Annotated in this window: 29 protein-coding genes and 3 tRNA genes; 10 read left to right on the top strand and 22 right to left on the bottom strand. The window is 68.8% G+C overall.

Annotation, left to right across the window (positions count from 1 at the left end):
* Nucleotides 1-6 precede the first annotated feature (6 nt).
* Complete coding sequence (locus tag GGQ59_RS08655) at nt 7-780, bottom strand: DUF3450 domain-containing protein (RefSeq protein WP_183817596.1); 774 nt, start codon at nt 778-780, stop codon at nt 7-9.
* A gap of 572 nt (nt 781-1,352) precedes the next feature.
* Nucleotides 1,353-1,427, bottom strand: a tRNA-Gln gene (locus tag GGQ59_RS08650).
* A 106-nt stretch (nt 1,428-1,533) separates the two neighbouring features.
* On the opposite strand from GGQ59_RS08650, the gene GGQ59_RS08645 reads away from it, so the two are divergent.
* The 3 genes from GGQ59_RS08645 (at nt 1,534) to GGQ59_RS15425 (ending at nt 2,935) form a co-directional block, all read left to right on the top strand.
* Nucleotides 1,534-1,610 (top strand) — tRNA-Pro (locus tag GGQ59_RS08645).
* 28 nt (nt 1,611-1,638) lie between these two features.
* Nucleotides 1,639-2,046, top strand: coding sequence for a protein tyrosine phosphatase family protein (locus tag GGQ59_RS08640; RefSeq protein WP_183817594.1), 408 nt, complete (start codon nt 1,639-1,641; stop codon nt 2,044-2,046).
* A gap of 1 nt (nt 2,047) precedes the next feature.
* Nucleotides 2,048-2,935 (top strand): MBL fold metallo-hydrolase, encoded by an 888-nt coding sequence (locus GGQ59_RS15425; protein ID WP_183817592.1) that lies wholly within the window; start codon nt 2,048-2,050, stop codon nt 2,933-2,935.
* Between the two features lie 2 nt (nt 2,936-2,937).
* Here the strand turns inward: GGQ59_RS15425 and GGQ59_RS08630 are convergent, their stop codons facing one another.
* The 4 genes from GGQ59_RS08630 to GGQ59_RS08615 form a co-directional block, all read right to left on the bottom strand.
* The gene (locus GGQ59_RS08630; protein ID WP_183817589.1) at nt 2,938-3,420 is read right to left on the bottom strand and encodes a TerB family tellurite resistance protein; all 483 of its coding nucleotides are present in this window, start codon (nt 3,418-3,420) and stop codon (nt 2,938-2,940) included.
* 20 nt (nt 3,421-3,440) lie between these two features.
* Nucleotides 3,441-3,983 (bottom strand): tetratricopeptide repeat protein, encoded by a 543-nt coding sequence (locus GGQ59_RS08625; protein ID WP_183817587.1) that lies wholly within the window; start codon nt 3,981-3,983, stop codon nt 3,441-3,443.
* Between the two features lie 71 nt (nt 3,984-4,054).
* Nucleotides 4,055-4,180, bottom strand: a complete 126-nt coding sequence (gene ykgO / locus GGQ59_RS08620; protein WP_183817585.1) for a type B 50S ribosomal protein L36 — start codon at nt 4,178-4,180, stop codon at nt 4,055-4,057.
* A gap of 248 nt (nt 4,181-4,428) precedes the next feature.
* Nucleotides 4,429-4,515 (bottom strand) — tRNA-Leu (locus GGQ59_RS08615).
* A 138-nt stretch (nt 4,516-4,653) separates the two neighbouring features.
* On the opposite strand from GGQ59_RS08615, the gene phhA reads away from it, so the two are divergent.
* Nucleotides 4,654-5,550 carry a phenylalanine 4-monooxygenase gene (gene phhA / locus GGQ59_RS08610; RefSeq protein WP_183817583.1) on the top strand — a complete coding sequence of 299 codons (897 nt, stop codon included), beginning with the start codon at nt 4,654-4,656 and terminating at the stop codon, nt 5,548-5,550.
* Here the strand turns inward: phhA and miaA are convergent.
* The gene (gene miaA, locus GGQ59_RS08605) at nt 5,542-6,423 is read right to left on the bottom strand and encodes a tRNA (adenosine(37)-N6)-dimethylallyltransferase MiaA (protein ID WP_183817581.1); all 882 of its coding nucleotides are present in this window, start codon (nt 6,421-6,423) and stop codon (nt 5,542-5,544) included. The two genes, phhA and miaA, sit on opposite strands and share 9 nt — an antisense overlap.
* Nucleotides 6,424-6,502: 79 nt before the next feature.
* Between miaA and grxD the strand changes: the two genes are divergently transcribed.
* Nucleotides 6,503-6,832 (top strand): Grx4 family monothiol glutaredoxin, encoded by a 330-nt coding sequence (gene grxD, locus GGQ59_RS08600; RefSeq protein ID WP_183817578.1) that lies wholly within the window; start codon nt 6,503-6,505, stop codon nt 6,830-6,832.
* Nucleotides 6,833-6,910: 78 nt separating this feature from the next.
* Here grxD and rpsD read toward each other — a convergent pair whose 3' ends face one another.
* The 3 genes from rpsD to GGQ59_RS08585 form a co-directional block, all read right to left on the bottom strand.
* The gene (gene rpsD / locus GGQ59_RS08595; RefSeq protein ID WP_183817576.1) at nt 6,911-7,534 is read right to left on the bottom strand and encodes a 30S ribosomal protein S4; all 624 of its coding nucleotides are present in this window, start codon (nt 7,532-7,534) and stop codon (nt 6,911-6,913) included.
* Between the two features lie 132 nt (nt 7,535-7,666).
* Nucleotides 7,667-8,098, bottom strand: a complete 432-nt coding sequence (locus tag GGQ59_RS08590) for a DUF3775 domain-containing protein (protein WP_183817574.1) — start codon at nt 8,096-8,098, stop codon at nt 7,667-7,669.
* A gap of 53 nt (nt 8,099-8,151) precedes the next feature.
* Nucleotides 8,152-8,472, bottom strand: coding sequence for a DUF2794 domain-containing protein (locus GGQ59_RS08585; RefSeq protein ID WP_183817572.1), 321 nt, complete (start codon nt 8,470-8,472; stop codon nt 8,152-8,154).
* A 259-nt stretch (nt 8,473-8,731) separates the two neighbouring features.
* Here GGQ59_RS08585 and GGQ59_RS08580 point away from each other — a divergent pair, with 259 nt between their 5' ends.
* On the top strand, nt 8,732-9,676 hold the full coding sequence (locus tag GGQ59_RS08580) for an AEC family transporter (protein WP_183817569.1): 945 nt from the start codon (nt 8,732-8,734) through the stop codon (nt 9,674-9,676).
* Here the strand turns inward: GGQ59_RS08580 and GGQ59_RS08575 are convergent.
* On the bottom strand, nt 9,620-11,230 hold the full coding sequence (locus GGQ59_RS08575; RefSeq protein WP_183817567.1) for an MFS transporter: 1,611 nt from the start codon (nt 11,228-11,230) through the stop codon (nt 9,620-9,622). The genes GGQ59_RS08580 and GGQ59_RS08575 overlap by 57 nt on opposite strands.
* Before the next feature lie 297 nt (nt 11,231-11,527).
* Between GGQ59_RS08575 and GGQ59_RS08570 the strand changes: the two genes are divergently transcribed.
* Nucleotides 11,528-12,406, top strand: a complete 879-nt coding sequence (locus GGQ59_RS08570; protein WP_183817565.1) for a 3-hydroxybutyryl-CoA dehydrogenase — start codon at nt 11,528-11,530, stop codon at nt 12,404-12,406.
* A gap of 1 nt (nt 12,407) precedes the next feature.
* Here the strand turns inward: GGQ59_RS08570 and dxs are convergent, their stop codons facing one another.
* The 5 genes from dxs to proC form a co-directional block, all read right to left on the bottom strand.
* A complete protein-coding gene (gene dxs, locus GGQ59_RS08565) occupies nt 12,408-14,321 on the bottom strand; it encodes a 1-deoxy-D-xylulose-5-phosphate synthase (RefSeq protein ID WP_183817563.1) in 1,914 nt (637 codons plus the stop codon).
* A 113-nt stretch (nt 14,322-14,434) separates the two neighbouring features.
* Nucleotides 14,435-14,671 carry an exodeoxyribonuclease VII small subunit gene (locus GGQ59_RS08560; RefSeq protein WP_183817561.1) on the bottom strand — a complete coding sequence of 79 codons (237 nt, stop codon included), beginning with the start codon at nt 14,669-14,671 and terminating at the stop codon, nt 14,435-14,437.
* A gap of 2 nt (nt 14,672-14,673) precedes the next feature.
* Nucleotides 14,674-15,303, bottom strand: a complete 630-nt coding sequence (locus tag GGQ59_RS08555; protein ID WP_183817559.1) for a histidine phosphatase family protein — start codon at nt 15,301-15,303, stop codon at nt 14,674-14,676.
* Nucleotides 15,304-15,313: 10 nt separating this feature from the next.
* Nucleotides 15,314-16,252 carry an arginase family protein gene (locus tag GGQ59_RS08550; protein ID WP_221400962.1) on the bottom strand — a complete coding sequence of 313 codons (939 nt, stop codon included), beginning with the start codon at nt 16,250-16,252 and terminating at the stop codon, nt 15,314-15,316.
* A complete protein-coding gene (gene proC, locus GGQ59_RS08545; protein ID WP_183817557.1) occupies nt 16,249-17,070 on the bottom strand; it encodes a pyrroline-5-carboxylate reductase in 822 nt (273 codons plus the stop codon). Before proC ends, GGQ59_RS08550 begins: the two co-directional genes overlap by 4 nt.
* A 227-nt stretch (nt 17,071-17,297) precedes the next feature.
* Here proC and GGQ59_RS08540 point away from each other — a divergent pair, with 227 nt between their 5' ends.
* The 3 genes from GGQ59_RS08540 to alr all read left to right on the top strand — a co-directional run bounded on the left by GGQ59_RS08540 (nt 17,298) and on the right by alr (nt 20,353).
* Nucleotides 17,298-18,776, top strand: a complete 1,479-nt coding sequence (locus GGQ59_RS08540; RefSeq protein ID WP_183817555.1) for a replicative DNA helicase — start codon at nt 17,298-17,300, stop codon at nt 18,774-18,776.
* 67 nt (nt 18,777-18,843) lie between these two features.
* Entirely contained in the window at nt 18,844-19,248 is a 405-nt protein-coding gene (locus GGQ59_RS08535; protein WP_221400961.1) for a response regulator, read from the top strand.
* Nucleotides 19,249-19,255: 7 nt separating this feature from the next.
* On the top strand, nt 19,256-20,353 hold the full coding sequence (gene alr, locus GGQ59_RS08530) for an alanine racemase (protein ID WP_183817553.1): 1,098 nt from the start codon (nt 19,256-19,258) through the stop codon (nt 20,351-20,353).
* 4 nt (nt 20,354-20,357) lie between these two features.
* Here the strand turns inward: alr and GGQ59_RS08525 are convergent, their stop codons facing one another.
* From GGQ59_RS08525 to GGQ59_RS08500, 6 genes are all read right to left on the bottom strand, one after another.
* The gene (locus tag GGQ59_RS08525) at nt 20,358-21,071 is read right to left on the bottom strand and encodes an ATP12 family protein (protein WP_183817552.1); all 714 of its coding nucleotides are present in this window, start codon (nt 21,069-21,071) and stop codon (nt 20,358-20,360) included.
* Nucleotides 21,056-22,009, bottom strand: coding sequence for an RluA family pseudouridine synthase (locus GGQ59_RS08520; RefSeq protein ID WP_183817550.1), 954 nt, complete (start codon nt 22,007-22,009; stop codon nt 21,056-21,058). The genes GGQ59_RS08525 and GGQ59_RS08520 overlap by 16 nt, the downstream gene beginning before the upstream one ends.
* Nucleotides 22,006-22,380, bottom strand: a complete 375-nt coding sequence (gene crcB, locus GGQ59_RS08515; protein ID WP_183817547.1) for a fluoride efflux transporter CrcB — start codon at nt 22,378-22,380, stop codon at nt 22,006-22,008. Before crcB ends, GGQ59_RS08520 begins: the two co-directional genes overlap by 4 nt.
* A 33-nt stretch (nt 22,381-22,413) precedes the next feature.
* Nucleotides 22,414-23,472, bottom strand: a complete 1,059-nt coding sequence (locus tag GGQ59_RS08510) for a bifunctional transcriptional activator/DNA repair enzyme AdaA (protein WP_183817545.1) — start codon at nt 23,470-23,472, stop codon at nt 22,414-22,416.
* A gap of 63 nt (nt 23,473-23,535) precedes the next feature.
* Nucleotides 23,536-24,588 (bottom strand): class I fructose-bisphosphate aldolase, encoded by a 1,053-nt coding sequence (locus GGQ59_RS08505; RefSeq protein ID WP_183817543.1) that lies wholly within the window; start codon nt 24,586-24,588, stop codon nt 23,536-23,538.
* Between the two features lie 84 nt (nt 24,589-24,672).
* Nucleotides 24,673-25,872, bottom strand: coding sequence for a phosphoglycerate kinase (locus GGQ59_RS08500; RefSeq protein ID WP_183817541.1), 1,200 nt, complete (start codon nt 25,870-25,872; stop codon nt 24,673-24,675).
* Nucleotides 25,873-25,892 lie beyond the last annotated feature (20 nt).

The raw sequence follows: 25,892 nt of genomic DNA, 5'->3' as shown, positions 1-25,892 counted from the left end.
GTTCGATCAGTCGGCGGCCGCGTCGGTCGCGCCTTCGGGCGCCTGGACGGGGATGGTCAGGAGGTTCGGCGGCGCTTGCTCCTTGGCGACCCGAAGAGCCTGACGGACATCGTCGAGGAAGCCCATGTCGAGGTCTTCGAACTGCCCGCTCTCGCTGTTGTAGATGCGGAGGATCGAGTCGTTGGCGTTCTTGTAGATCAGCGCGAGGCGGCCGACGCGCAGGAACTCGACGGCGAGCTCTTCGCCTTCATTGTCGACCGTGCCGTTGTAAGCCTCGATCGTCCGACCGTACTCGTTCTCGATCTGGAAGGCTTCGATCAGCAGACGGTAGCGCGAAGCCGGCGTCTGCGTGGAGTCGGCCATGACCGAGCGGAGGCGCTCCAGACGGTTTTGGCGCTCCTCGGCGAGGAACGGGATGTCCGCCTGCACGACCGCTTCGAGCTGCGCCAGCATCTCGTCCATGAGCGGCGTGATCGCCCGCTGCAGGCCCTGAACGTTGTCGACGTCCTGTTGCAGACCCTCGATGTCGGAGAGCTGGTTCTCGACCTCGCGCTGACGCGTGGTGTTGAAGCGCCGCAGGAGGTCGAGCTGCTTCAGGTTCGCCCGGTACTCGTTCAGCAGCTCGGAGGCCTGGTCGTCCAGTTCCTCCACGCGCTGCTGGCTCGCCGCGCCCTCGCGGACAGTGGCGTCCGCCTCTTGGAGCGCAGCCCGAAACTGCGCCGAGGCGGGGGCCACGCCCAACGCCAACAGGGCGGCGGACCCGAGTAAGACTTTCTTCATCATCATCACCTAACCGGATGCTTCCGTGACTGTACGGCCGAACGGCCCCTCTTCGTTGACGCCTTTGCGCCTGCTGAGGGTTGTCCCGTCCACGCCCAGCGAGCGGCGCTGTGCGCTGACTCGCGAAGAACGCAAAACCGTTCGTGGAGCGGACTCCACACCAACCCGTCGCGATGATTATCCCGGGCTTTCGCGATTGCAACGTCTGATGGGCAGTGCGCTGCAACCTTCAAAAGCCGCTCCCGGAATTGGGATCGGAATGAGGCGTCGGAATGGGAGCGGGAGTAACCACGGTGTTCAACTACCATGAAACGCAATCCCGCGAAGTGACGGTTTCTTCAACAGTTCGTGGGTTCGGGAACCCCTCCTGAACTGAGCAAGGCCGATGCCAGACCAGATGTTTTGCTGCATTGCAGCATAACTGGAAAAGGCCTCGACGCCACTATGCGTAAGGGGGATAGGCCGCGACGGTCTGCCGAATACGACTTTTCCCCAACATGCGGACGCGTAGTGCGCCGCAACCCAGGAGGGCGGCGGCGGGAAGAACGCACGTTTTCGAGTCGGAAGAAGAGTGGCTGGGGTGGGAGGATTCGAACCTCCGCATGGCGGTACCAAAAACCGCTGCCTTACCACTTGGCGACACCCCAAGAGGCGCTCCCGATAACGGACCGCGCACGGCAATGCAACGCCCTAGAAGACGATCTCTTCGGTGCCTTGCCAGGGGTTCTGGCGGGCGCTAGAGGCCCGCTTGTTCGGAGTGTAGCTCAGCCTGGTAGAGCACTGTCTTCGGGAGGCAGGGGCCGGAGGTTCGAATCCTCTCACTCCGACCATCGAACAGCCCGGCGCGAAGGGGAAGTCATGTTCCACACGCTCGAGGACGAGGTCGCCGTCAGCCCTCAGATCACCGCCAGTGACGTCGCCGAGGCCGCCCGCCAGGGCTATAAGACGATCGTCTCCAACCGCCCCGATGGCGAGGAACCGGGCCAGCCGGACGCGGCGGCGATCGCCGCGGCGGCAGAAGCGGCGGGCTTGCGTTTCGTCCACGTGCCGATCGGTCGCGAAGGCCCTTCCCCCCTCGACGTCGAAGCGATGGCCGCCGCGATCGATGCGTCCGGCAAGACCCTCGCCTACTGCCGCTCGGGCATGCGTTCCGCCACGCTCTGGGCGCTGGCCCGCGCGCGCCAGGGACAGGAGGCGGACACGCTGATCGCGCGCGCGCGCGATGCCGGCTACGACCTCTCGGGACTGCGCGGCCATTTGAGCTGACGTGTCCGGCGTTCCCTTCGTCAGGGACTTCCCCTTCGACTACGGACGACCGGACCGGCTCAGCGAGCGTGTGACGAGGGTCGTCGCGCGCAATCCGGGCCCCTTCACCTTCACGGGCACCGGCACTTACCTCGTCGGAAACGAGAGCGGCACGGCCGTCATCGATCCTGGGCCGAACGACGAGACGCATAGAAGCGCGGTCCTCGCGGCCGCGCCGGGGCCGATCGAAGCCATTCTCCTCACCCATACCCACAAGGACCATTCGGGCGGCGCTGCCGCCCTCGCCCGAGCGACGGGGGCGCCCATCCTGGGCTTTGACCGCCATCCGAGCACGCCCGCGTCTGCGCCGCCCGCCCTCGACGAGGGTCCGGACTTCGCGCTGATTCCCGACAGGCGCCTTGCGGACGGCGACGCGGTCACCCTGCCCGGCGCGACCCTTCGCGCGCTCCACACGCCGGGACACGTCTCGAATCACCTCTGCTTCGCGCTCGAGGAGGAGGCCGCGCTGTTCAGCGGCGATCACGTCATGGGGTGGGCGACGACGGTGGTCGCGCCGCCCGACGGCGACATGCGGGACTACTTAGAGAGCCTCGACAAGCTGATCGGGCGAGACGATCGGCTCTACTACCCCACGCACGGGGCGCCGATTCGGTCCCCCCTGCCCTTCGTGCGTGCGGTGAAGGCGCACCGGCTGGCGCGCGACGAGGCCATCCTCGCCGCCCTGGCGCAGGGCGGCGCGACACCCGACGCGATCGTGGCCGCCGTCTACGAAGGGCTCGACCCCGCTTTGCGGACCGCCGCCGCGCTCAACGTGACGGCCCACCTTCTGATGCATCTGGCGGACGGACGCGTCGCCGCCGCGGGGCTCGGCCGCTACGCCCTCGCGTGAGGTCAGGCCGGCTCGGACAGCGACAGCGCTCGACGAGTCGCCGACAGCAATGCGGTCTGATGCTCGTTCGGCGGCGAGCCCACCTCGGCGACCCGATGCATCATATCGACGAGCTGCTTCATCTCCGACAGGGTGAGGCTCTCGCGAATCGGACGCAGCAGCCTGCGGAGCGAGTTCGCGGCGTCGCCCATCTGACCGACCGCCATTCGGCCGAAGCTGAAGAGGCCTTCCGCCTCGTCGCCGCGAACGCCGAACGCGTCGGTCATCAGGGACAGGATCACCCGCTTCTGCTCGACGGTGACGTGCCCCTCATAGGCCGCCTGCTGCACGAGGAGGATCGCCGCCGCCTCGCGCGGATCGGTCAGGGTCTCGACAAGCCGCGGCCCGGACTTCGCCTGGAACGCGCGCCTCCTGGCGAAGCTCCGGCTTTCCTTCGCGATGTAGATGACGGCAGCCAGGGCGATCACGAGCAGGAGGATGGGCATGGTCTAGGCCTCCCGACCGGTCAGATTTCCTGCGCCCGCGTCTCGTCGCGCAGACGGTCCGCCCGCTCGCGGACCGCGTCGAGGTGAGGGTTCAGAAGAAGGGCGTCATGATAGCGATCAAGCCCCGCCCGCTTGTCGCCCGCCTCGACGGCGAGGTCGCCGAGCCGAGCGATCGCGACGTAGTGTCGGGGTTCGAGCGACAAGGCCTGATCGTAGGCGAGCGCCGCCGCCCCGTTGTCCCCGAGACGAGAAAGAGCATGCCCCTTCAGCACCCAGGCCTCGGCGAAGCTCGGTGCGAGGCCGTTGACGTGGCCGATCAGAACGAGCGCGAGGTCCGTGTCCCCGTCGTTCATCGCGCCGATGGCGCGGCCGAACAGGATGCCTACGCCCGTCTCGGGCGCGCGGTACCAGATGTCTTCGATCTGAGACTGGACGCTGGCCGCATTGCCTTCCGGCGCCGCGAGCGCCTCGAAGAGAGGGCCGAGCGCCGGGTCGGACTGATCGGCCGACGCCGATCCGACGAGCGGGGAGAGAACGGCCGCAACGAGAAAAGGAAGTCTCATCGCGGCGAAGGTAGCAAGAACGGCGCCGAATCCCAACGCGCAAACCGCGCGCGCGGCGCTGTTTCCGCTTCTCAGCCTTGGCGGGCTTTGAACCGGCGTTGCGTCTTGTTGATCACGTAGACACGCCCTTTGCGACGCACGACGCGGCAATCGCGGTGGCGGTTCTTGAGCGACTTGAGTGAGCTGCGGACCTTCATGACGAGCCTTGCGGTATGAATGCTGAGCGGGCGGCTCTAAGGGGCGTCCGCCGCGCGGTCAAGTTCGTAAGGACCGATCGGCGTCGAGCGGAGCGATGCCTCGGCTCCCACCTCGCCGAGGGCACCGGCGCACATCCTACGCTCAAGTCGCCGAAGGCGGTGGCGCATGCCTCGCGCTCAAGTCGCCGAAGGCGGTAGCGCACGCCTCGCGCTCAAGTAGCCGAAGGCGGTAGCGCACTAAAAGAGAATGGTGCCCAGAAGAGGACTCGAACCTCCACATCCGTACGGATACCAGCACCTGAAGCTGGCGCGTCTACCAATTCCGCCATCTGGGCATCGAAGCGGTCGCTCCGAGAGGCGGCGAGGTAGAAGAGCGAAGAGGCAGCGTCAAGCGAGAAGCGGTCCATCGAACCCGTCGCTTTGCCCTGCGGCTGCCCGCCCGCTAGCTTGGGGGCAACCAGTCGAGGCCAACCATGTCCGATCCCGCCTTTCACCGTGCGAACCAAGCGCCTGCCGAGGACTACACCGTCCCCCAGGACTGGGAGAGTTACACAGCCGAGGAACACGGAACCTGGGACACGCTCTACGCGCGGTTGCGCAGCGTCCTGCCCGGCCGTGCCGACGACGCCTACCTTCAGGGTCTTGAGGCGCTCGACCTCGGGACGGGCGGCATCCCGCATTTCGGGCGGTTGTCCGACGAGCTCGAGAAGCTGACGGGTTGGCGCGTCGTCGCCGTACCGGGCCTGGTGCCGGACGAGGTCTTCTTCGACCACCTGGCGAACCGGCGGTTCCCGGCCGGCAACTTCATCCGCAAGCCAGACCAGCTCGACTACATCGAAGAGCCGGACGTCTTCCACGACGTCTTCGGCCACGTCCCGATGCTGACCGACCCGGTCTTCGCGGACTACATCCAGGCCTATGGCGAGGGCGGGTTGAAGAGCCTCGAATCGGGGGCGCTGAAGAACTTGGCCGCGCTCTACTGGTACACGGTCGAGTTCGGCTTGATCGAACGGCCCGAAGGGCTGCGCATCTATGGGGCCGGGATCGTGTCCAGCCCGGCGGAGAGCGTCTTCGCGCTCGAAGACCCCTCCCCCAACCGCCTCGGCTTCGACACCGAACGGCTCCTGCGCACCGGCTACCGAATCGACGACTTTCAGCAGACCTACTTCGTCGCGAAGAGCTACGAGGACCTGCTCGCAAGGACGCGCGACCTCGACTTCGGGCCGATCTACGCGCGGATGCGCGAGGAAGGCACGATGGGCAAGTACAGCTTCACGCCCGAAGACGTGTTGCAGACGGACGAGATCTACACGCGCGGCACCCAGGACTACGCCAAGGGCGGCGGGCGCGCGGCCTCGGCCTTAGCGTAGGAGCGTGGTGTCGAAGGTTTCGGCCCACGGCCAGTCCGTCTGTCCGCGAAACCACGTCATCTGCCGCTTGGCGAAGCGCCGCGTCTCGCGCTTCGCCGATTCGGTCGCTTCCGCCTCCGTGCTCTCGCCGCGAAGCACCGCCGCGATCTGAGGCACGCCCAGCGCCTTCATGACGGGAAGGTCGGGCGGAAGGTCGCGGTCCAGAAGGGCGGCGACCTCGTCTCGCCCGCCGGCCGCCATCATCTCGTCCCAGCGGCGCTCGATCCGCTCGTAAAGCACCTCTCGCGGGGGACAGAGCACCATTGCGCGGTGCGGCCCCGGGACCGCGCCTGCCCGCTCTTCCTTTTGCCAGTCGGACAGCGTCCGTCCGGTGGCGCGCCATACGGCCATCGTCCGGACGTGCCGCTGCCTGTCGGCCGGCTCCAGGACCGCCGCCGCCGGATCGACCTCCATCAACGCCGCCCGGAACCGAACGGGGTCCGCCCGCCAGGACTCGAGGCACCCCGCCGTCACCTCCTCCGGCACTGGCGGCACCTCGGCGAGACCGCGCGTAAGAGCGAGGAGGTAGAGGCCGGTCCCGCCGGTGACGACCGGGACCCGCCCCCTCCCCCGAACCTCGCGAATCACGGCGCCCGCCTCACGCAGGTAGCGCCCGACGGAGTAGCGTTCCGCGCCGTCCACGTGGCCGTAGAGGTGGTGGGGTACAGCGGCCTCGTCTTCCGCCGACGGGCGTGCCGTCACGATGCGCAGATCCGAATAGACCTGCATCGCGTCCGCGTTGACGACTTCCCCGCCCACCTCGCGGGCGAGGCGGATCGCGGCGGCGCTCTTGCCGCTGGCCGTCGGTCCGGCGAGAATCAGGAGCGGCGTCATCCCCCTCCCTAGCCATAGCCGCCGCCTTGTTGAACGGCCCGCCGGTCGCTACCTGCGCGTGAGAATTGAGGAGACAGCTATGTCCACCGCTCATGAGACCATCAAGTCCGCGATCGACCAGAACCCCGTCATGCTCTTCATGAAGGGCACGCCGCAGTTCCCACAGTGCGGCTTCTCCGCCGCCGTGGTCCAGATCCTCGACTACCTCGGCGTCGAGTACGCCAGCATGAACGTCCTGGCCGACGACGACATCCGGTCGGGCATCAAGTCGTTCTCCGACTGGCCGACCATCCCCCAGCTCTACGTCAAAGGCGAGTTCGTCGGCGGCTGCGACATCGTCCGCGAGATGTTCGAGCAGGGCGAACTCAAGCCCTTCCTGGCCGAGAAGGGCGTGATGGAAGCGGCCTGACGGGCCGCCTCCACGCGGAACGCCGTAACGAAAAAGGCCGCCCCGAGGGGCGGCCTTTTTGTTTGAGCGTGGACCGGCTTAGCCGCGCGTGGAGTAGAATTCGACCACGAGGTTCGGTTCCATCTGCGCCGCATAGGGCACTTCGGCGAACTCCGGCACGCGGATCAGGCTCGCCGTCATCTTCTTGGGGTCGACGTCGACGTAGTCGGGGATGTCGCGCTCGGCGAGCGACAGCGCTTCGAGCACGAGGGCCATGTTCTTGGACTTCTCGCGGATCTCGATGACGTCGCCGGGTTGAACCTTGAAGGACGGGATGTTGGTCCGCACGCCGTTCACCATGACGTGGCCGTGGTTCACGAACTGGCGCGCCGCGAAGATCGTGGGCACGAACTTGGCGCGGTAGACGACCGCGTCCAGGCGCTGCTCGAGGAGGCCGATCATGATCTCGGCCGTGTTGCCCTTACGGCGCGACGCCTCGACGTAGACCTTGTGGAACTGCTTCTCGGTGATGTCGCCGTAGTAGCCCTTGAGCTTCTGCTTCGCCATCAGCTGCTGGCCGAAGTCCGACTGCTTCTGCTGGCGGCGCTGGCCGTGCATGCCGGGCTTGTAGTCGCGGCGGTTGAACGGGCTCTTGGGGCGGCCCCAGATGTTCTCGCCGACGCGGCGATCGATCTTGTACTTGGCGTTGGTACGCTTCGACATAACGAACTCTTCTTGGCGCGCTCCGGCCCCCCGGCCCATCCGGGGTGCGATTCCAACGGCGGCGGCGCGCCGACCCGTGTGAAGCGGGGCAGCTAGCTCAGTGCGGTCGGCTTGTCACCCCGCGTGCGGGACTTACGGCGTCGCGTGCTCGTCGTCGTCGGCGATGCGGTCCGAATCGTCCGTCGCCGAGTAGCCCGCCAGGTCGAGACCCTCGGCGAGGTATTGCGGCGAGAGCGGCATCTCCAGGAACTCGCGCATGCCGGGCTGGCCTTCGTCGCCCGCCATCTGCCGCCCCTCGTCGAGCGTGCCCGCCTCCTCCATGCCGAGCAGGGCGAGGGCTGCGAGGTCGTAGCGCTGGTCTCTGTTGAGGTCCGCATAGAGGCCCTGGAGGTCCGCGACGTCGACCGTGCCCTCATGCATCTCGAGGTCGTCGTGAATGTCGTCGGTATCGTTCGAGCCGTCGTTCTGATCGGTGCCCGCTTCCTTGGCGTGGTAGGCGCGCAGCTGGACGATGATGCTGCGGACCGTGCTCTCGTCGATCGACATGGACTGGACGGTTGCCATGACAGGCTCCTTCTTCGTTCTCGAAGCGGGCTAACACCCGCGCTGCGCAGGCGTCACGTCACGAGACGTAGCTTCTGACGGTCAAAGACGCGGAGCACGCCGGCGAGCTCGTGACCGCGCTTCAGGATCTGCCCGGCGGAGCCCAAGACGGCCCACTCCCCCTGACGGCTCCGAAGGCGCGGCTGCTTCTCGATCCGATAGAGCGGCCCTTCGGCCGAACGGCGAAAGACGGAGAACACGGCACGGTCGGACAAGCCGTCGATGGCGTAGTCCCGCCACTCCCCCGCCGCGACGAAGGTCCCGTAAAGGCGCAGCAACCTGTCGAGTTCGCCCCGGTCGAAGTGAACGGGCTCGGTCCTTTGGCGTGGTGTCATCCCGGTCAAGGTAGGCGCCGCCCGTGCGCGCGCCAACCCGCGAAGCGCGTGCATTAGGATCTGGGCAACCGTGTTCCGAAATCGCCTTAATCGTGCCCTCAGGGGGCCTTCTGCGTTCGACACTGTCTGAGTGTGCCCGGTGGGGGGATGAACCGAGCTTCGGATCAACTCGCCCCCCAGCCCCCGAAACCCGGCCTCCCACCGGCACACCCCTCCTCCAAGGCTTGCCTCCCGCGCCCCCGCCCGCCATCCGGGCGCGATGCCTTCGGTCTCGACGATCCTCATTCCCCTCTTCGGTTGCATCGCGGTCGGCGTCGCCTCCGGGGCCTGGCGCCTGTTCGGCTGGTCCGAGGCGCGAGTCCTCTCCCGCTTCGTCTTCCTCGTCGCGATGCCGATCACCGTGCTCAGCTTCACGCGCAAGGCCGAAGTGCCGAACCTCGCCTATGCCGGGCTCGTAGGCGGCTACCTGCTCGCGACGATGTTGTCGGCGGGCGCCGCCTTCCTTCTCAGCCGCAAGCTGCTCGGCCTCACCGTTCAGGAGGCCGGTGCGGCCGTGTTCGCGACCACCTGCGGCAACGCGGTCTTCCTCGGCCTTCCCATCGCCCTCGCGGTGGGAAGCTGGGCGCCGCCCTTCCTGATGCTGATGATCTGCGAGGGTCTCTTCGTCTTCGCGCTCGGCACGAGCCTGATGACCTGGCCGGCGCCCGGCGCCGCCCCGCCTCGCGGCGGCGTCTTGGGAACGAGCCTCGGCGCGGCGTGGCGGGCGGGCCGGAACCCGATCGTCCTGGCCTTCCTGATCGGGCTCTCCCTCGACGTGCTCGGCTTCGAATGGCCCGAGCCGGTGGGCCGGTTCCTCGACCTCTTCGGCGGCGTCGCGGGCCCTGCGGGCCTGTTCGTCCTCGGGCTGATGCTCGCCCTTCTTCCCGGACGGCAGTCCGAATTGAACCCGCGGGCGCTGGCGGCTTTGCTGCCGGTCAAGCTAGCCGTCTACCCCGGCCTATGCGGCGGCTTCGTATGGCTGTTCACCCGGGACCCGGTGCTGACGCAGACCGCGCTGCTCTTCACGGCGCTGCCCCCGGCCGTGGCCTCGATCGTTCAGTCCGCGCACTACCGCCGTTACGAGGCGGGAACGGCGGCGCTCGTCGGATCAGGCACTCTGATAGGCCTCGCCACCGTTACCCTTCTCCTCCTCGTCCTCCTCTAGCGCCTCCTCGGCGTTGGCGCCGTAGACGCGGCGCACGCCGACATGCGCGCCGGTTCCGCTCGAAGCGGTGCCCTTCTTCTCGATGTCCGCGTCGATGAAGAAGGCGGCGACGATCGCCGAGAGGAGCGCCAGGCCGATCGAGACCCAGGTCAGCAGCTCGAAGCTGGAGACGATCGCGCCCGCATAGTTCGCGGCCGCAGGACCGCGAAGGCCGTCCCCGCCGCCATAGCCCGCAAGGCGCGCGGCGGGCCCCGCCAGCTGCCGGAAGGCGTAGCTCGCCGCCGCGCCGTAGCCTGCGATGGCGAACAGCGTTGCCGCCCGCGCGCAGGCGTTGTTGATGCCCGACGCCGCGCCGTGGCTGCGATGCGGCGTGACGTTGAAGAGCGCCGTGTTCATCGCGGGCACGACCAAGGCGATGCCCGCGCCGAAGATCATCATCGACCCGAACGCGCCCCGCAGCGTGCCCGAATAGGGCGCCAGGCCCATCGACGCGAAGGCGATCGCGCCGACGAGCGAGCCCGCCGTCAGCATCGCCCGGGCGCCGAAGCGCCGCGTCAGCTTGCCCGCGAAGGCCGTCAGCACGAGCATCGGCAACGCGAAGCCCAAGAAGGCGAAGCCGATCCGGTCGACGCCGTGTCCGAAGGCGTCGGTCAGGTAGATCGGGTAGAAGACGAAGATCCCCCCGAGCGATCCGTAGAGCAGCGTCGTCACCACGTTGATGGCGTTGAACGTGCCGATCCTGAAGAGCGCCGGCGGCATCATCGGCGAGCGCGCCCGCATCTCGATCCTCGTGAGGGCGAAGAGTCCGAACGCGCCCATCGTCAGGGCGGGGCCCCAATGGAGCACGGAACCAAGGCCTGGGCGCTCCGAAAGGGTGATGAGGCCGTAGGCGATGCCGCCGAAGCCGATCACCGCGGCGAGCGCGCCCTGCCAGTCGACCGCTTCGGGGCGGCGCGGCGGCGGTCGCCTCGGCACGAAGAAGATCGCGGTCAGGAGCGCGACGAAGCCGAGCGGCAGCGGGATGAGGAAGATCGACTGCCAGCCGACGTTCTCGGCGAGCCATCCGCCCAGCGGCGGGCCGATCGCGGTAAAAAGTGCCGAGGCTGCGGACCAGATGCTGATCGCGGTCCCCCTCGCCCGCCCCGGATAGAAGTCGGCGATCAAGGTCAGCGACATCGGCGTCAGCAAGGCCGCGCCGATCCCCTGTCCCGCCCGCGCGAGGATCAGCACCTCCGCACTGGGCGCGAGCGCGCAGCCGATCGAGGTCAGGATGAAGACGGCGACGCCCGCGACGAAGGTCGCTCTGCGTCCGTAGAAGTCGCCGATCGCGCCGCCGATCAGCATCAAGGACGCCAGGAACAGCATGTAGATCGACGCGACCCAGAGCATCGCGGCGAGGCTCGCGTGGAGACCCTCCTGGATCGGGTCGATGGCGAGGTTGACCGCCGTCCCGTTGACGAACGCCATCGACGAGCCGGTCACCGAGGCACAGAGCACGGCGAAGCGCTGCCGCCGGGTCACCGAGGGCTGTCCTTGGTCGACGGGTCCGGTCATTCTCTCGCGTCGTTGCCTGAGTTGAGCGCCCATAGCGGGACTCGGACGACAACGGCACCCTTAGCGTCGAGATCCCGGCCAGGAAGTCCGCTACGGCCCATGACGGGTTCCTGCCGGTGGCAGCCGGCAGTCTTCGCCACTGACGGTCGGCCCGAACCCGTGGTCGCCGTACCCTGCCCAAGTCTTCGCGATGCGCGTTCGCAACGCTTGAGGACAGAGTTCGCCGATCGTTTCGATCCTCGTTGCTGCGCTGCAAAAAACGGTTACAGTGCCCGAAAAGACCTAATGGAGGGCGGCATGGCGGAGCTTCGGACCATCGGCGTGATCGGCGCGGGACAGATGGGAGGCGGCATCGCTCATGTCTTCAGCCTCGCCGGCTACGAGGTTCGCCTCCACGACGTCGCCGAAGGGGCAGCGAAGCGCGCGCTCGGCGTCATCGAACAGAACATGGGCCGGCAACGGGCGAAGGACCTGATCACCGGCGATCAGATGCAGGACGCCCTCGCCCTCATCACCGCCGCCCCCGCGCTCGAGGACCTCTCGGACTGCGACCTCGTCATCGAAGCGGCGACCGAGAAGGCAGACATCAAGAAGGCGATCTTCCGAGAGCTGTCCAAGGTCCTGAAGCCCGAGGGCATGATCGCGACCAACACCTCGTCGATCTCCATCACCGCCCTCGCGGCGGCGACCGACCGGCCGGACCGTTTCATCGGTCTGCACTTTATGAACCCCGTGCCGGTGATGAAGCTGGTCGAGGTGATCCGGGGCATCGCGACCAGTCAGGACACGTTCGACGCCGCGAAGGGGTTGGTCGACCGGCTCGGCAAGGTGATGGCCGTCTCCGAGGATTTCCCCGGCTTCATCGTCAACCGCATCCTGATGCCGATGATCAACGAGGCGATCTACACGCTCTACGAAGGGGTGGGCACCGTGGACGCCATCGACACCGGAATGAAGCTCGGCGCGAACCACCCGATGGGCCCGCTCGCGCTCGCCGACTTCATCGGCCTCGATACCTGCCTGTCGATCATGCAGGTCCTTTATGAGGGCCTCGCGGACTCGAAGTACCGCCCCTGCCCGCTCCTCGTGAAGTACGTCGAGGCCGGATGGCTCGGCAAGAAGACCGGCCGCGGCTTCTACGACTACTCGGGCGAAGAGCCGGTCCCGACGCGGTAGCTTACGCTACCCCGCCGGCGACGCTCGCGGCGCCTTCGAACAGCGTCGCCGCGCACGAAGCGATGTGCTCGGCCGTGAGGCGGGCTTCGTCGTACATGTCGCGCGGACCCGCTTGGTCCTGATAGCGGTCGGGCAAGGTCAGCGTGCGGACCTTGAGGCCCTGGTCGAGCGTGCCGTCCTTCGCGAGGAAGTGCAGGACGAAGGCGCCGAAGCCGCCCTCCGACCCTTCTTCCACCGTCAGCAGCACCTCGTGCTCCGACGCCAGGCTGCGGACGAGGTCGTGGTCGAGCGGCTTGGCGAAGCGGGCGTCCGCGACCGTCGTCGACAGGCCCTTCGCGCCGAGCATCTCAGCCGCCTTCAGGCACTCGTTGAGGCGTCCCCCATAGGACAGGAGCGCGACCTTGGTGCCTTCCTTCAGCACACGCCCCTTGCCGATCTCCAGGAACTTGGGCGTCTCGGGCATCTCGACGCCGACGCCCTCGCCGCGCGGGAACCTGAAGGCGATCGGGTGCTCGTCATAGCGGGCCGCCGTGTGCGTCATGTGCACGAGTTCGGCCTCGTCGCCCGCCGCCATCAGCACCATGTTGGGCAGGCAGCCCAGGAACGCCGTGTCGAAGGCGCCCGCATGGGTCGCGCCGTCCGCGCCGACGAGACCCGCGCGGTCGAGCGCGAAGCGGACGGGCAGGTTCTGAAGCGCGACGTCGTGCACGACCGAATCGTAGGCGCGCTGAAGGAAGGTCGAGTAGATCGCCGCGAACGGGATGAGGCCCTCGGCGGCCAGGCCGCCCGCGAAGGTCACCGCGTGCTGCTCGGCGATGCCGACGTCGAAGCAGCGCGCAGGATACGCCTTCATGAACTTGTCGAGGCCGGTCCCTGCGGGCATCGCGGCGGTGATGCCGACGATGCGCTCGTCGCGCGCGGCTTCCTTCACCAACTGATCGCCGAAGACCGAGGTGTAGGAAGGCGCGTTGCCCTTCGCCTTGTGCTGCTTGCCGGAGACGACATCGAACTTGGCGACGCCGTGATACTTGTCGCCTGCGTTCTCGGCGAACTCGTAGCCCTTGCCCTTTTGCGTGACGACGTGGACCAGGACGGGGCCGTCCTTGATCTCGCGCACGTTCTCCAGGACCGGGATCAGGTGGTCGAGGTTGTGGCCGTCGATCGGCCCGACATAGTAGAAGCCGAGCTCCTCGAACATGGTCCCGCCCGTGACCATGCCCCGCCCGTACTCTTCCGCCTTCGCCGCAACCTTCTCGAGCTGCTTCGGGAAGCGCCGCGCGAGCTGCTTCGCGAAGTTGCGGAAGCCGATATAGCTGCCGGACGAGGCGACGCGGGCGAGGTAGGCCGACATGGCGCCGACGGGCGGCGCGATCGACATGTCGTTGTCGTTGAGAATGACCGTCAGCTGGCTCGCCCGGTCGCCGGCGTTGTTCATCGCCTCATAGGCCATGCCTGCGGACATCGAGCCGTCGCCGATCACGGCGACGATGCGGTTGTCTTCCTTCTTGAGGTCGCGGGCCACCGCCATGCCGAGCGCGGCGGAGATCGACGTCGCCGCGTGCGCGGCGCCGAAGGGGTCGTACTCGCTCTCGGACCGCTTGGTGAAGCCGGAGAGGCCGTCCTTCTGGCGCAGCGTGCGGATGCGGTCGCGCCGCCCCGTCAGGATCTTGTGCGGGTAGCACTGGTGCCCGACGTCCCAGATCAGCTTGTCGTCCGGGGTGTTGAAGACGTAGTGGATCGCGGTCGTGAGCTCGACGACACCGAGGCCCGAACCCAAATGCCCGCCCGTCGCGGACACGGCGTCGATGACCTCCGCGCGCAGCTCGTCGGCGAGCTGCTGCAACTGCTCGGGCTTGAGCTTGCGAAGGTCGTCCGGCGTCGCGACCGTGTCGAGGAGCGGTGTGTCGGCGGTCATGAAGGCCCTTCGCGTCGCGTTTCGTTCAATATGTTCGGCTTAGCATAACAGAAGGCAAGGCCGGTGCCGTGCCCCGAGCGGAGCCGGACGGCCCGGAGCCCGCCCGTGCGACTTCACTCGAAGCTCGCAGGCTCCGCGACCGGCTGGCCGTCGGAGTCGAGCACGATCTTCTCGATCTTCTCGCGTGCCGCCTTCAGGGTCGCCTCGCAGTGCGCCTTGAGCGCGGCGCCCCGCTCGTAGAGCGAGATCGACTCTTCCAAGGCCACCTGCCCGCTCTCGAGCTTGCCGATGATCTGTTCGAGTTCGGCCAGCGCCGCCTCGAAGCTGAGGTTCTTCACGTCGTTTGCCATTCTCACTCCGCGGCGGGCGCGCCGAGCGCGGCTTCCGCCGTTTCCTGCAGTTGCGGCGCCAACAGGCGGTAGGCCCGATAGCTCCAATACTCGTTCTCGCCGTCATGGACGATTCGCTGCCAACCGCGCTTGGTTATGTGGTTGTCGAACATCCAGTTGAGATAGCCGTGGGCGCAGAGGAGGACGTCGTCTCCGTCCTGCGCCTCGTTGATGAGATAGTCGGCGATACGCCGTACCCGTTTATGCGCCTGCCTGTGACTTTCGACGCCGCGCGGCGCGTAGCCCATGAACCAGAAGGCGCGGCTGACCCGGCCCCAGGCGGTCGGGCTCAGCTTGATGAAGGGCAGCGGCGGGGGCGGCAGCGGCGCCTCGATGAAGAGCGCGTTGCGCGGCACGATGCGGGCGCCGTTGACGATGGCGTCCGCCGTCTCGATCGCGCGCGGCAAGGTCGAGCACAGCACCACCTCGCACTCGGCGGCGAGGTCGACGAGGCTCTGCGGCGGGTGTTGGCCGGGCTCGAGCCCGGCTTCGTCGTAGCGGGACCACCACTCGCCATACTCGCGGGCCGTGATCTTCACGTTCCGGTCGAGGTTCGGCTTCCCGTGCCGTGCCGTGATGATGCGTCCCGCCATCGGGTCCGGCTTAGCGAGGGTCGCTAAGCCCCGCCAGCCCCGAAACGTGCGCGGCGACGCTGCGCTCTAGGGCCCCAAGATCGTAGCCGCCTTCGAGGATGGAGACGACGCGGCCGGACGCGTGCCGCTTCGCGACGGCGACGATCTCGCCCGTGATCCAGGCGAAGTCCGATTCGGTGAGGTTCAAACCGCCGAGCGGGTCAGCCTCATGCGCGTCGAACCCTGCCGACACGACGATGAGGTCGGGTGCGAAGGTATCGAGCGCAGGCAGCAGCCGCTCCGCCCAGGCGAGCCGAAAGGCATCCGGCCCCGAACCGGAAAGCAGGCGGGCGTTGTGCACCTGGCCATGGGCGCCCCGCTCGTCCTCGGCGCCGGTGCCGGGCCATTGCGGGTACTCGTGGCTGGAGGCGAAGAAGGCGTTCTCGTCGTCCCACAGGAGGTCTTGCGTGCCGTTGCCGTGGTGCACGTCGAAGTCCACGACGGCGACGCGCTCGGCCCCGCACGCGGCCTGCGCATGCCTTGCGGCGACGACGACGTTGTTGAAGAGGCAGAAGCCCATGGACGCGTTCGCGACCGCATGGTGGCCCGGCGGCCGCGAAGCCACGAAGGCGGTTTGCGCCTCGCCGCTCATGACCGCTTCCACGGCGGCGACCGCCGCCCCGGCCCCGCGACGGGCCGCGTCGAGACTGTGCGGCCCCATATGGGTATCGGGATCGAGCTGGACCGAGCCTTCGCGCGGCGAGGCGGCCTCAAGCTTCGCGACGTAGGCCTCGTCGTGCGCGCGCAGGATCGCCCCGCGCTCGGCCAAGGGCGCCTCGCGGCGTTCGAGGTCGGCGAGCGGCCCGGCCGACAAGCCGCGCAGGGCGGCGGCGTATCGCGCCCGCTGCTCGGCGTGGCCTGGCGGCGTCTCGTGCTCGCCGAAGACGGGGTGCGTGAAGACCACCGTCACGATGCGAGTTCCCTCGCGCGGGCGTAGGCGGCCTCGACGGCTGCGTTCACGCGGGGCCTCAAACCTTCGGTCTCATCGTCCAGCACGCTCAGCGCCGCCTGCGTCGTGCCGCCGGGGCTCGTCACCGAGCGGCGCAGCGCGGCCGCCGGCCGGCCGTCCTGCGCCAGCATGGCCGCCGCGCCCGTCACGCTCGCTTCGGCGATGCGCCGCGCGTCCGCGGGGCCTACGCCCTGGGCGAGCGCTGCGTCCGTCAGCGCCTCGGCTAGCAAGAAGACGTAGGCCGGCGAGCAGCCCGTGACGCCCATGACCCGGTCCAGGTGATCCTCGTCCCGACACCAGTAGGTCTCGCCGGCGGCGGCCATCAGCGCGGTCGCGACGTCACGATCGCCGCCGCGCAGGCGGCCCCCTTCGCATAGGAGCGTCACGCCCCGCCCGACCGAGGCGGGAAGGCTCGGCATCGTCCGCACCACGCGCGCGCCTGGGGCGCGCTCGGCCAATAGGTGGCCGATCGTCTCGATGGTCGTTCCGGCGGCGATCGAAAGAAACAGCGTCTCGGCGATCCTCGGCCAGTCCAGCGTGGGCAGGACGCTCGCGAACATCTGCGGCTTCACCGCCAGCACGCAGACGTCGTAGCCCGGATCCTCGGCGGGATTCACCGCGACGCCGTGTGCCTCGCAAAGTTCGAGGACCGGGATCGAAGGGTTCGGGTCGACCACCGCGGACTTCGCCGCGGCGATGGCGCCTTTTCCGAGCCAGGCGCGCAACAGCGCCCCGCCCATATTGCCCGCGCCGAGGAGAAGAAGAGAGGGTGAAGCCATGCGCGGCGCTTAGGACCGGGCCTCCACTCGCCGCAACGCCGCACGGCAGGCGACGAAACCTAACCCGTGCTCGAGTAGCGCAGGCGATAGCGCCGCAGCCCCCGCGCCCAAGTAGCCGAAGGCGATAGCGCCGCGGCCCCCGCGCTCAAGTAGCCGAAGGCGATAGCGCAAAGAATATGTGCCAAACTCTCCCTACCGCCGTGCCCTGCGGTGCCCTATGATTCGGCATGGCTGACGGCGCCCCTCTTCCCGATACCGCGAACGCGGAGAAAGTCCCCTTCTCGCTCGACGCGGAGCAGGCCGTGCTGGGCGCGATCCTGTTCGACAACGAGGTCTTCTACCGCGTCTCGGGCTTCTTGAAGCCGGAGCACTTCTACGATCCCGTACACGGCGTCATCTACGGCGCGATGGAGAAGCTGATCAGCTCGGGGCGCCTCGCCTCGCCGGTCATGCTGAACACCTACCTGCAAGAAGAGCCCGCCTTCACCGAGGTCGGCGGCGAGGGCTACCTCTCCGCCCTCGCCCGCGCGGTGCCTTCGACGGTGGGCGCGCCGGACTACGCCCGCGTCGTCTTCGACCTTTCGGTCAGCCGGGGGCTGATCTCGCTCGGCACGGACATGATCGAGAAGGCGCGCGCCGCCGACCTCGACGACGATCCTCAGACGCAGCTCGAGGAAGCCGAGGCCCGCCTCTACAAGCTCGCCGAGACCGGCAAGTACGGCGGCGGGTTCAAGACCTTCGAGAGCGCGCTGACCGAGGCGATCGAGCTTGCGAGCGCCGCCTATCAGCGCGACGGCGGCCTTGCGGGCGTGGCCTCCGGCCTGCGCGACCTCGACCAGAAGCTCGGCGGGCTCCACCCTTCCGACCTCATCATCCTCGCCGGGCGTCCCTCCATGGGGAAGACGGCCCTCGCGACCAACATCGCGGTCAACGCCGCCCGCGCCTACGAGCCGGAGCGCCAGGCCGACGGCACGATCAAGGCCAAGGCCGGCGCGGTGGTCGGCCTCTTCAGCCTCGAGATGGCGGCCGAGCAGCTCGCGGGGCGGATCCTGTCCGAGACGTCGGGCATCTCGTCCGATCGCATCCGGCGCGGCGACATCGATCAGTCGGACTTCGAGAAGATCTACGAGGCCTCGGCCGAACTGAACGACCTGCCGCTCTACATCGACGACACGGGCGGCCTCTCGATCGCGCAGCTCGCCGCCCGCGCTCGGCGCCTGAAGCGTCAGCACGGCCTCGGCATGATCGTGGTCGACTACCTGCAACTCCTCACCGGCTCGAAGAAGACCTCCGACGGCCGCGTACAGGAGGTCTCCGAGATCACCATGGGCCTCAAGGCCCTGGCCAAAGAGCTGTCGGTCCCCGTGATCGCGCTCAGCCAGCTTTCCCGTCAGGTCGAGGCGCGCGAGGACAAGCGGCCCCAGCTCGCCGACCTGCGCGAGTCGGGCTCGATCGAGCAGGACGCCGACGTCGTCATGTTCGTGTACCGCGAGGAGTACTACCTCTCCCGGACCGAGCCGCGCGAGGGCACGCCCGAACACCTCGAATGGCAGGCCCGCATGGACGAGGTCCACGGCGTCGGCGAGGTCGTGATCGGCAAGCAGCGGCACGGTCCGATCGGCACGATCAAGCTCGCCTTCGATCCCAATCGCACGAAGTTCTCGGACCTCGCGCAACCCGAGCGTTACCCATCGCGCGACTTCTAATCACGGATGCGGGAGGGCCTGAGGGTGTGTAGCGACATGTTTACGCTCGCATGCCTAATGCAGGCGGATGCAGGCTCTGCGCGTTACTGAAGACGCTTCTGATGGCGCCCCGCCCCTCGAGCTCGAGGGCGCGCGCATCCTGCTCGCAGAGGACGAGTTCCTCATCGCGCTCGGGCTCCAGATGGAGTTCGAGGAACGCGGCGCCCTCGTGACCGTGGTGGACAGCGTCGCGGCAGGGCTCGAACTCCTGCACCAAGGCTTCGATGCCGCCGTGCTGGACGTCCGGCTCGCCGACGGCGACGTCTATCCTCTGGCCGACGCGCTACGCGCCGCGGGCATCGGCTTCGTCTTCCATTCCGGGCACGCCGACGCGGGCGAGCTCCGCGAACGCTATCCGGGTGCCGACGCCCTCTCCAAGCCAGTTTGGCCGACGGCGCTGTTGAAGGCCGTCGTGGCCATCGGCGCGGGCTGAGGCCCACGTGCCGCTACCGCCGAATCGCCCCGCCCTTACCGTCGACCTCGCCGCCCTAGGCCGCAACCTCGAGGCGCTCCGCGCCCGCGCGGGCGGTGCCGAGGTCGCCACGGTGGTCAAGGCGGACGCCTACGGCCTCGGTGCGCCGGACGTCGCGCGACACCTCGCCGAGCGTTGCGGCGTACGGACCATGTTCGTCGCCTACGCCTACGGCGCCGAGCGCGTCAGGGGCGCGATCAACAAACCCGGCATCGATCCGGTCGATCTCTACGTCCTCAACGGCTACAACCCGGCGGACGACGCTCGCTACGACATGGCGGAGCTGCGTCCCGTCCTGAACACCGCCGAAGAAGCGGTCGCGTGGGCCAGGCGCGAAGAGCCATGCGCCATCGGCGTCGACGTCGGCATGAACCGCCTCGGCATTCCGCCCGAGGACCTTCTGGGCTTCTGCAAGCGGACCGGCCTCGACAAGGACGACGTCCGCCTCGTCCTCATGCATCTGAGCCACGCAGGCACCCCCGCCGCGGCGCAGAACCGCGCGCAGACCCTCCTGTTCGAGGACACCGTCGCGGAGTGCCTGCAGGCTTTCCCCCGTGCGAAGTTCAGCCTCTCGGCATCGGGCGGCCTCTTCCTGCCGAACAGCCCGGCCGAGGGCCTCGTGCGTGCCGGCATCGCCCTTTACGGCGGGGCGCCGGACGCCGACCCGGCTTCGGCGCTTGAGCCCGTCGCGACGCTTACCGCGCCCGTCCTCACGGTCAGGACCGTCGCGCGCGGCGACACCGCGGGCTATGACGGCATCTGGCGGGCGCCGCACGAAAGCCGCCTCGCGACCCTCGCGATCGGCTATGCGGACGGCTACCCGCGTCACCTGTCGAACAAGGGCGTGGTATGGCTCGGCGGCCGGGAATGCCCCGTCGCCGGCAAGGTCTCGATGGACCTCCTGATCGTCGACGTGACCGAGGCCGAAGACGTGAAGGTCGGCGACCGGGCCGAACTCTTCGGACCGCATGTGCCGGTCGATCGCCTCGCGCGCCTCGCCGGTACGATCTCCTACGAGCTCCTCACGAGCATCGGGGCCAGGGTCGAGCGGCGCTACGTCCGCTGAGCGCTTACGCCGTGAGCGCGGCGTACCGAACGACGGCGCCGAAGTCGCGCCTCCGCGCCGCTTCCCTGGCGGCGGCCTCCGCATCGACGCCCCACCGCTCCGCCTGAAACGTCTCGTCCAACCGGCTGGCCGCGAAGACCGCGTCCGGGTCTGCCCCGCGTATCGCCGCGAGCGCCAGCACGGCGGAACCCGTGATCTCCGTCAGGTGGCGCGCGGCGAAGCGATGCGCCTCGGACAGGTCCGCTACGAGCCCCCGGACGCCGGACAGGACGCCTTCGGGCTGTCCAACGGCCATGATGCCTTCCGTGACCGCGAAGCTGTCCCCCGCCGCGTCTCCGATCTCGTCGAGGAAGGGTTGCCAAACCTCCGCCTGCCGCGCGGCGAGCTTCCGGTCGTCGCCGCGATAACAGAGGAGGTCCGACCCGGCATAGGCGACGACGGTCTCGCCCCACGCGGCGCGCTGCTCGTCGTCCGCGTCGAGGAACTGTCCGTGCAGGCGCGTCAGCGGCATCGACGCCATGTCGAGCGTCTCGCCCTGCCCCGCCCACTCCGCCGCCATCGCCTCCGCGAGCGTCAGCGGCCCGGCTAGGACCCGCCGTCCGGGTGAGCGGGCGCGCCGTCCGTCTAGCGTGACGGCGTACGCGTCCCCCTCGGCCTCGATCCCGGCCGCCTCGTAGAATCGGCGGACCTTCGCGGGCTCGCTCACCGGTCCGGCCATTCGACCTCCACGTCCCTCGGAAAGGCGAAGAAGTCCCAGGTCTTCGCCATGTGCCCCGTCAGGGGGGCGGTCAGTTCCAGCGGCGGCTTGCCGTCGCGCGGCACGCTCATCGTGCGGCAGAAGAGGTGCATCCGCTTTGAGACCCCTTCGAGCTTCGCGCGCTCGCCGCCATACTTTCCGTCGCCGACGATGGGCGTACCGATCGCGTCCATGTGGACACGCAGCTGGTGGGTCCGCCCCGTCAGCGGGCGAAGCGCCAGGAACGCGGCCTTCCCCGCCGCCATCTCCACCGTCTGATAGTCCGTGATCGCCTTCTTGCCGCCCTCGGACGCGCCCATGCGCTCGGCGCCCTCGGGCCCGCCCTTCTCGACCGGCAGATCGATCGTCCCTTCGAGGGGGTGCGGCACGCCCGCGACGAGCGCCCAGTAGGTCTTCTCGATCAGATGCCTGCGGAACGATTCGGTCAGGTCCTTCGCCGCGAGCCTGTCGCGCGCCAGCAGCATGAGGCCGCCCGTGTCCTTGTCGAGGCGGTGAACGAGACGCGGCCGCTCGCCGCCCTTGGCGAGGCCGTCCAGCATCCCGTCGAGGTGGCGGGCGACGCCGGAGCCGCCCTGCACCGGCAGGCCGAAGGGCTTGTTGATCGCGATCAGGCGGTCGTCCTCGTAGAGGACGAAGCTGCGGATCTCCTCGCGGTCCTGCGCCGAGGCCGCCGCCTTCCCGGCCGGCGTCGCGGCGGGGACGGGCGGCACGCGGACGACCTCGCCCGGAGAGAGCCGGCGGTTCGCCTCGACCTTCGCGCCGTCGACCCGCACCTGCCCCTTGCGCAGCATCTTCTGAAGCTGCCCCTGCTTCACGGCCGGGTAGTGCTGGCGGAACCAGCGGTCGAGCCGCAGACCGTCATCGGCCCGCGCGACCGTCACCATCTCGACGCCGCTCATGCGAAGCTCCTCCCGAGCGCCGCGCCCGCGAGGAAGACGAGGAGCGCGAGCGCGACCGAGCCGAAGACGTACACTGCCGCGAGCGTCAGTCCCCTCTCTTCGAACAGCCGCAACGCATCCATCGCGAAGGTCGAGAAGGTCGTGAACGCGCCGAAGAAGCCGACGAGAACGAGCAGCGCCAGCGGGCTCTGCCGCTCGAGCAGCACCGCCGCGAAGAGGCCGAGGCCGAAGGAGCCGAGCACGTTCACCGCGAAGGTGCCGAGCGCCGCCTCGCTGCCCGAAAGGGCGATCACGGCGCGCGCCGTCCACCAGCGCGCGAGCGCGCCGAGCGCGCCGCCGGTCGCGACGGCGAGGAAGGGAGGAATGGTCATGCGCCGCCTCTAGCGGCTCATGGGCCCTCGGCGCTACCGCGACGCGGCTGTGGTCTTCTCCGCCGCGATCAGCGCCCGTTTGCGCGCCTCGCCCCAGGCGTAGCCGCCGAGCTTTCCGCCCGCCGCGACGACGAGGTGGCAGGGGATCAGCACCGCGACGCGGTTCGCGCCGTTCGCGGCCCCCACCGCCCTCGCCGCCCCCGGCACCTCGATCCGCCGCGCGAGCTCGCCATAGGTCACCGTCTCGCCGGGGCCGAGCGCACGCAGCGCCTGCCACACGCGCAGCTGGAACGCCGTCCCGCGAAGGTCGAGCGGCAGGTCGGGCCGGGGCCCGCCCTTCTCGACGAAGGCCGCGACCGCCTGGCCCCAGGCACGCAGGCTCGCATCGGGCGCGGCGTGCCGCAGCGACGCGGCCGGATAGGCGCCGGCGACGACCGCCGCCGCACTGGCATCTTCGTCCAGGAACCGCAGAAGGCAGATTCCCTTCGCCGTCGCGGCGATCACCATCGTCCCGAGGGTCGTATCGAGCGGCAGCCACTCGACGCTCTCGCCCGCCCCGCCCTTCGCATAGCTGTTCGCGCTCATCCCGAGTGCTCTCGTTCCTTCGTGGCGCGCCGCCTCGCCGCCATAGCCTGCGTCGAGACCCGCCTCGGTCGCGTCCGCCCCGCCGCGGAGGGCGTCGCCGTAGCGGCGCAGGCGCACCGCGTCGCGAAAGGCCCGCGGCGTTACGCCGAGCGCCGCTTCGAACGCGCGCAGCACCGTCCGGGGCGCGCGGCCTGCGACCTCGCTGAGCTCCGCGCCGGTCCACCGCCGCGCGGGGTCGGCTTCGATCGCGCGCGCCGCCCGCACGGCGAGGTCTAGCGTGGGGTCCGTGCCCATCGGACGGCACTTCAGGCAGGGCCTGAACCCGGCCCGAAGCGCCTCCTGCGCATCGTCGTAGAACCGAACGTTCTCCCGCCGCGGCGTCCGGGCCGGGCAGCCGGGTCGGCAGAAGACGCCGGTCGTGAGAACCCCCAGGAAGAACCCGCCAGGCTCGCGCGCGACCACGCGGGCCCAGCGGTCGTCTTCGGAATTGACCATCGTCTCGCTCATGCGGGGCACGCTAGCGGAGCGGACCGAAACCCGCACTCGCTCCCGCGCCGCGCAATTCGGCTGTCAGGCCGCCTCTTCGACCGCATCGGACCAAGCGCCTTGCTGCGCGAGACCGTTCATCTTCGCGCGGTGATCGAAGGCGATCTGCGCCGCCCGAACGTTCTCCGCCTTGCCGCTCCACGCCTTCAGCGCGGACGTTTGAAGCGCCCGGCCGTAGGAGAACGACAGCGCCCACGGCAACTCGCCCCGGTACGCCCTGTTCATCGCGTCGAGGTTCCGCGTCGCCTCCACCTCGGACTGGCCGCCCGAGAGGAACACGATCCCCGGCACGGCGGCGGGCACCGTGTTGCGGAAGCACCGGACGGTCTTCTCGGCGATCTCCTCGGGCGAGGACTGATCCGCCGCCTTCTTGCCGGGAACGATCATGTTCGGCTTCAGGATCGTCCCCTCGAGCTCGACGCGGGCGTAGTAGAGCTCCTGGTAGAGCTCGCTCAGCACCCACTTCGTCACCTCGTAGCAGGTGTCGATGTCGTGGCCGCCATCCATCAGGACCTCGGGCTCAACGATCGGGACGATGTTCGCTTCCTGGCAGAGCGCCGCGTAGCGGGCGAGCGCCTGCGCGTTCTGATGCACGGCGGTGTGGGACGGCATCCGCCCGCCCTGGCCGTTGTCGCCGATGTCGATCACGGCCCGCCACTTCGCGAAGCGGGCGCCGAGTTCGTAGTACTCGGAGAGGCGCTCGCGCAGCCCGTCGAGGCCCTCAGTGATCGTCTCGCCGGGGCAGCCCGGCAGCGGCTTCGCGCCCTTGTCGACCTTGATCCCGGGGATCGAGCCCGCCTGCTCGATCAGCGTTGTCAGCGGCGTACCGTCGGCCGCCTTCTGCCGGATCGTCTCGTCGTAGAGAATCACACCCGAGACATGCTCGCGCATCGCGGTCTCCGAGCGGAAGAGAAGCTCGCGATAGTCGCGGCGGCTCTCCTCCGTGCTCTCGACGGCGATCGAGTCGAAGCGCTTCTTGATCGTCCCGGACGACTCGTCCGCCGCCAGGATGCCCTTTCCGGGGGCGACCATGGCGCGGGCGACCACGTGAAGCTCTTCCAGTCGGTTCTCGTTCATCCCTGTCTCCTCCAGGCGCTTCAGCGCCGTTTGGGTCAGGATAAGCGAGAACCGCGCCGCCGGGGCGGCAGTCTGCAGTCGATGTCAGGGCCGGCGCAGCGCGTCGACGCCCGGCAGCGGCTTTCCTTCCATCCACTCGAGGAACGCGCCGCCCGCCGTCGAGACGTAGGTGAACTCGTCGACGACGCCCGCCATGTTGAGCGCCGCGACCGTATCGCCGCCGCCTGCGACCGAAGTCAGCGACCCGCCCTTCGTCAGCTTCGCGGCGTACTTCGCGAGCTCCACCGTCGCCGTGTGGAAGGGCGGCGTCTCGAAGGCGCCCAAGGGCCCGTTCCAGACCAGCGTCTTGCAGCCCTCGAGGGCCTCCGCGTAGGCGTCGACGCTGTCGGGACCGAGGTCCAGGATCATCTCGCCGGGCTTCACCGCATCCGCCGCGCGCACGGCGGTCTCGACGTTCGCCTTGAACTCCGAGGCGACCACCACGTCCTTCGGCAGGATGATCTCGCAGCCTTCGCCGCCCGCCTTCGCCAGGATCTCCTTGGCGGTGGAGACGAGGTCCGGCTCGGCCAGCGACTTGCCGACGTCCATGCCCATGGCCAGCAGGAACGTGTTCGCCATGCCGCCGCCGACGATCAGCTTGTCCGCCTTCGAGACGAGGTTCTGCAGCACGTCGAGCTTGGTCGAGACCTTGGCCCCGCCGACGATCGCCATGACCGGCCGTTCGGGCGCCGCGAGCGCCGCGTTGAGGTAGTCGAGTTCGCGCTGCATCGCGCGGCCAGCGGCGGCGGGGACGATCTGCGCCAGGTACTCGGTCGAGGCGTGGGCGCGGTGCGCGGCGGAGAAGGCGTCGTTGACGTAGGCGTCGGCATTCATCGCCAGCGCCTTGGCGTAGACCTCGTCGTTCGCCTCCTCGCCCGCGTGGAAGCGCGTATTCTCGAGAAGGAGGACGTCGCCCGGCTTCATCGCCTGGACCGCCTCGTTCGCGGGGCCGCCGACCGAATCCGCTGCGAAGGCGACCGGCTTGCCGAGCACGCCTGCGAACGCTTCGGCGACCGGGCGCAGCGACATCTCCGCCACCGCTTGGCCCTTCGGCCGTCCGAAGTGGCTGAGAAGGATGACCTTCGCGCCCTTGTCGGACAGCTCCTTCACGGTCGGCACGGCGCGCTCGAGCCGGGTCGCGTCCGAGACCTTCCCGTCCTGCACCGGCACGTTGAAGTCGACGCGGACCATGACGCGCTTGCCGGAAAGATCGCCTAGGTCGTCGAGGGTCTTGAAGGGGGCCATTGGGTTCTCCTCGCCGGTCG

Origin of the sequence: Parvularcula dongshanensis, assembly GCF_014199615.1 — a bacterium.
In the GTDB taxonomy this organism is placed as follows: domain Bacteria; phylum Pseudomonadota; class Alphaproteobacteria; order Caulobacterales; family Parvularculaceae; genus Parvularcula; species Parvularcula dongshanensis.
The sequence above is the reverse complement of the archived record's forward strand: the minus strand, read 5'-3'. Positions and strand labels throughout refer to the sequence as shown.

What these genes read in the sequence shown, in the direction of transcription:
- GGQ59_RS08655 (WP_183817596.1), bottom strand. Translation starts at nt 780, where the DNA reads ATGAAGAAAGTCTTACTCGGGTCCGCCGCCCTGTTGGCGTTGGGCGTG.
- GGQ59_RS08640 (WP_183817594.1), top strand. Translation starts at nt 1,639, where the DNA reads ATGTTCCACACGCTCGAGGACGAGGTCGCCGTCAGCCCTCAGATCACC.
- GGQ59_RS08630 (WP_183817589.1), bottom strand. Translation starts at nt 3,420, where the DNA reads ATGCCCATCCTCCTGCTCGTGATCGCCCTGGCTGCCGTCATCTACATC.
- GGQ59_RS08625 (WP_183817587.1), bottom strand. Translation starts at nt 3,983, where the DNA reads ATGAGACTTCCTTTTCTCGTTGCGGCCGTTCTCTCCCCGCTCGTCGGA.
- ykgO (WP_183817585.1), bottom strand. Translation starts at nt 4,180, where the DNA reads ATGAAGGTCCGCAGCTCACTCAAGTCGCTCAAGAACCGCCACCGCGAT.
- phhA (WP_183817583.1), top strand. Translation starts at nt 4,654, where the DNA reads ATGTCCGATCCCGCCTTTCACCGTGCGAACCAAGCGCCTGCCGAGGAC.
- miaA (WP_183817581.1), bottom strand. Translation starts at nt 6,423, where the DNA reads ATGACGCCGCTCCTGATTCTCGCCGGACCGACGGCCAGCGGCAAGAGC.
- grxD (WP_183817578.1), top strand. Translation starts at nt 6,503, where the DNA reads ATGTCCACCGCTCATGAGACCATCAAGTCCGCGATCGACCAGAACCCC.
- rpsD (WP_183817576.1), bottom strand. Translation starts at nt 7,534, where the DNA reads ATGTCGAAGCGTACCAACGCCAAGTACAAGATCGATCGCCGCGTCGGC.
- GGQ59_RS08590 (WP_183817574.1), bottom strand. Translation starts at nt 8,098, where the DNA reads ATGGCAACCGTCCAGTCCATGTCGATCGACGAGAGCACGGTCCGCAGC.
- GGQ59_RS08585 (WP_183817572.1), bottom strand. Translation starts at nt 8,472, where the DNA reads ATGACACCACGCCAAAGGACCGAGCCCGTTCACTTCGACCGGGGCGAA.
- GGQ59_RS08580 (WP_183817569.1), top strand. Translation starts at nt 8,732, where the DNA reads ATGCCTTCGGTCTCGACGATCCTCATTCCCCTCTTCGGTTGCATCGCG.
- GGQ59_RS08575 (WP_183817567.1), bottom strand. Translation starts at nt 11,230, where the DNA reads ATGACCGGACCCGTCGACCAAGGACAGCCCTCGGTGACCCGGCGGCAG.
- GGQ59_RS08570 (WP_183817565.1), top strand. Translation starts at nt 11,528, where the DNA reads ATGGCGGAGCTTCGGACCATCGGCGTGATCGGCGCGGGACAGATGGGA.
- dxs (WP_183817563.1), bottom strand. Translation starts at nt 14,321, where the DNA reads ATGACCGCCGACACACCGCTCCTCGACACGGTCGCGACGCCGGACGAC.
- GGQ59_RS08560 (WP_183817561.1), bottom strand. Translation starts at nt 14,671, where the DNA reads ATGGCAAACGACGTGAAGAACCTCAGCTTCGAGGCGGCGCTGGCCGAA.
- GGQ59_RS08555 (WP_183817559.1), bottom strand. Translation starts at nt 15,303, where the DNA reads ATGGCGGGACGCATCATCACGGCACGGCACGGGAAGCCGAACCTCGAC.
- proC (WP_183817557.1), bottom strand. Translation starts at nt 17,070, where the DNA reads ATGGCTTCACCCTCTCTTCTTCTCCTCGGCGCGGGCAATATGGGCGGG.
- GGQ59_RS08540 (WP_183817555.1), top strand. Translation starts at nt 17,298, where the DNA reads ATGGCTGACGGCGCCCCTCTTCCCGATACCGCGAACGCGGAGAAAGTC.
- GGQ59_RS08535 (WP_221400961.1), top strand. Translation starts at nt 18,844, where the DNA reads ATGCAGGCTCTGCGCGTTACTGAAGACGCTTCTGATGGCGCCCCGCCC.
- GGQ59_RS08525 (WP_183817552.1), bottom strand. Translation starts at nt 21,071, where the DNA reads ATGGCCGGACCGGTGAGCGAGCCCGCGAAGGTCCGCCGATTCTACGAG.
- GGQ59_RS08520 (WP_183817550.1), bottom strand. Translation starts at nt 22,009, where the DNA reads ATGAGCGGCGTCGAGATGGTGACGGTCGCGCGGGCCGATGACGGTCTG.
- crcB (WP_183817547.1), bottom strand. Translation starts at nt 22,380, where the DNA reads ATGACCATTCCTCCCTTCCTCGCCGTCGCGACCGGCGGCGCGCTCGGC.
- GGQ59_RS08510 (WP_183817545.1), bottom strand. Translation starts at nt 23,472, where the DNA reads ATGAGCGAGACGATGGTCAATTCCGAAGACGACCGCTGGGCCCGCGTG.
- GGQ59_RS08505 (WP_183817543.1), bottom strand. Translation starts at nt 24,588, where the DNA reads ATGAACGAGAACCGACTGGAAGAGCTTCACGTGGTCGCCCGCGCCATG.
- GGQ59_RS08500 (WP_183817541.1), bottom strand. Translation starts at nt 25,872, where the DNA reads ATGGCCCCCTTCAAGACCCTCGACGACCTAGGCGATCTTTCCGGCAAG.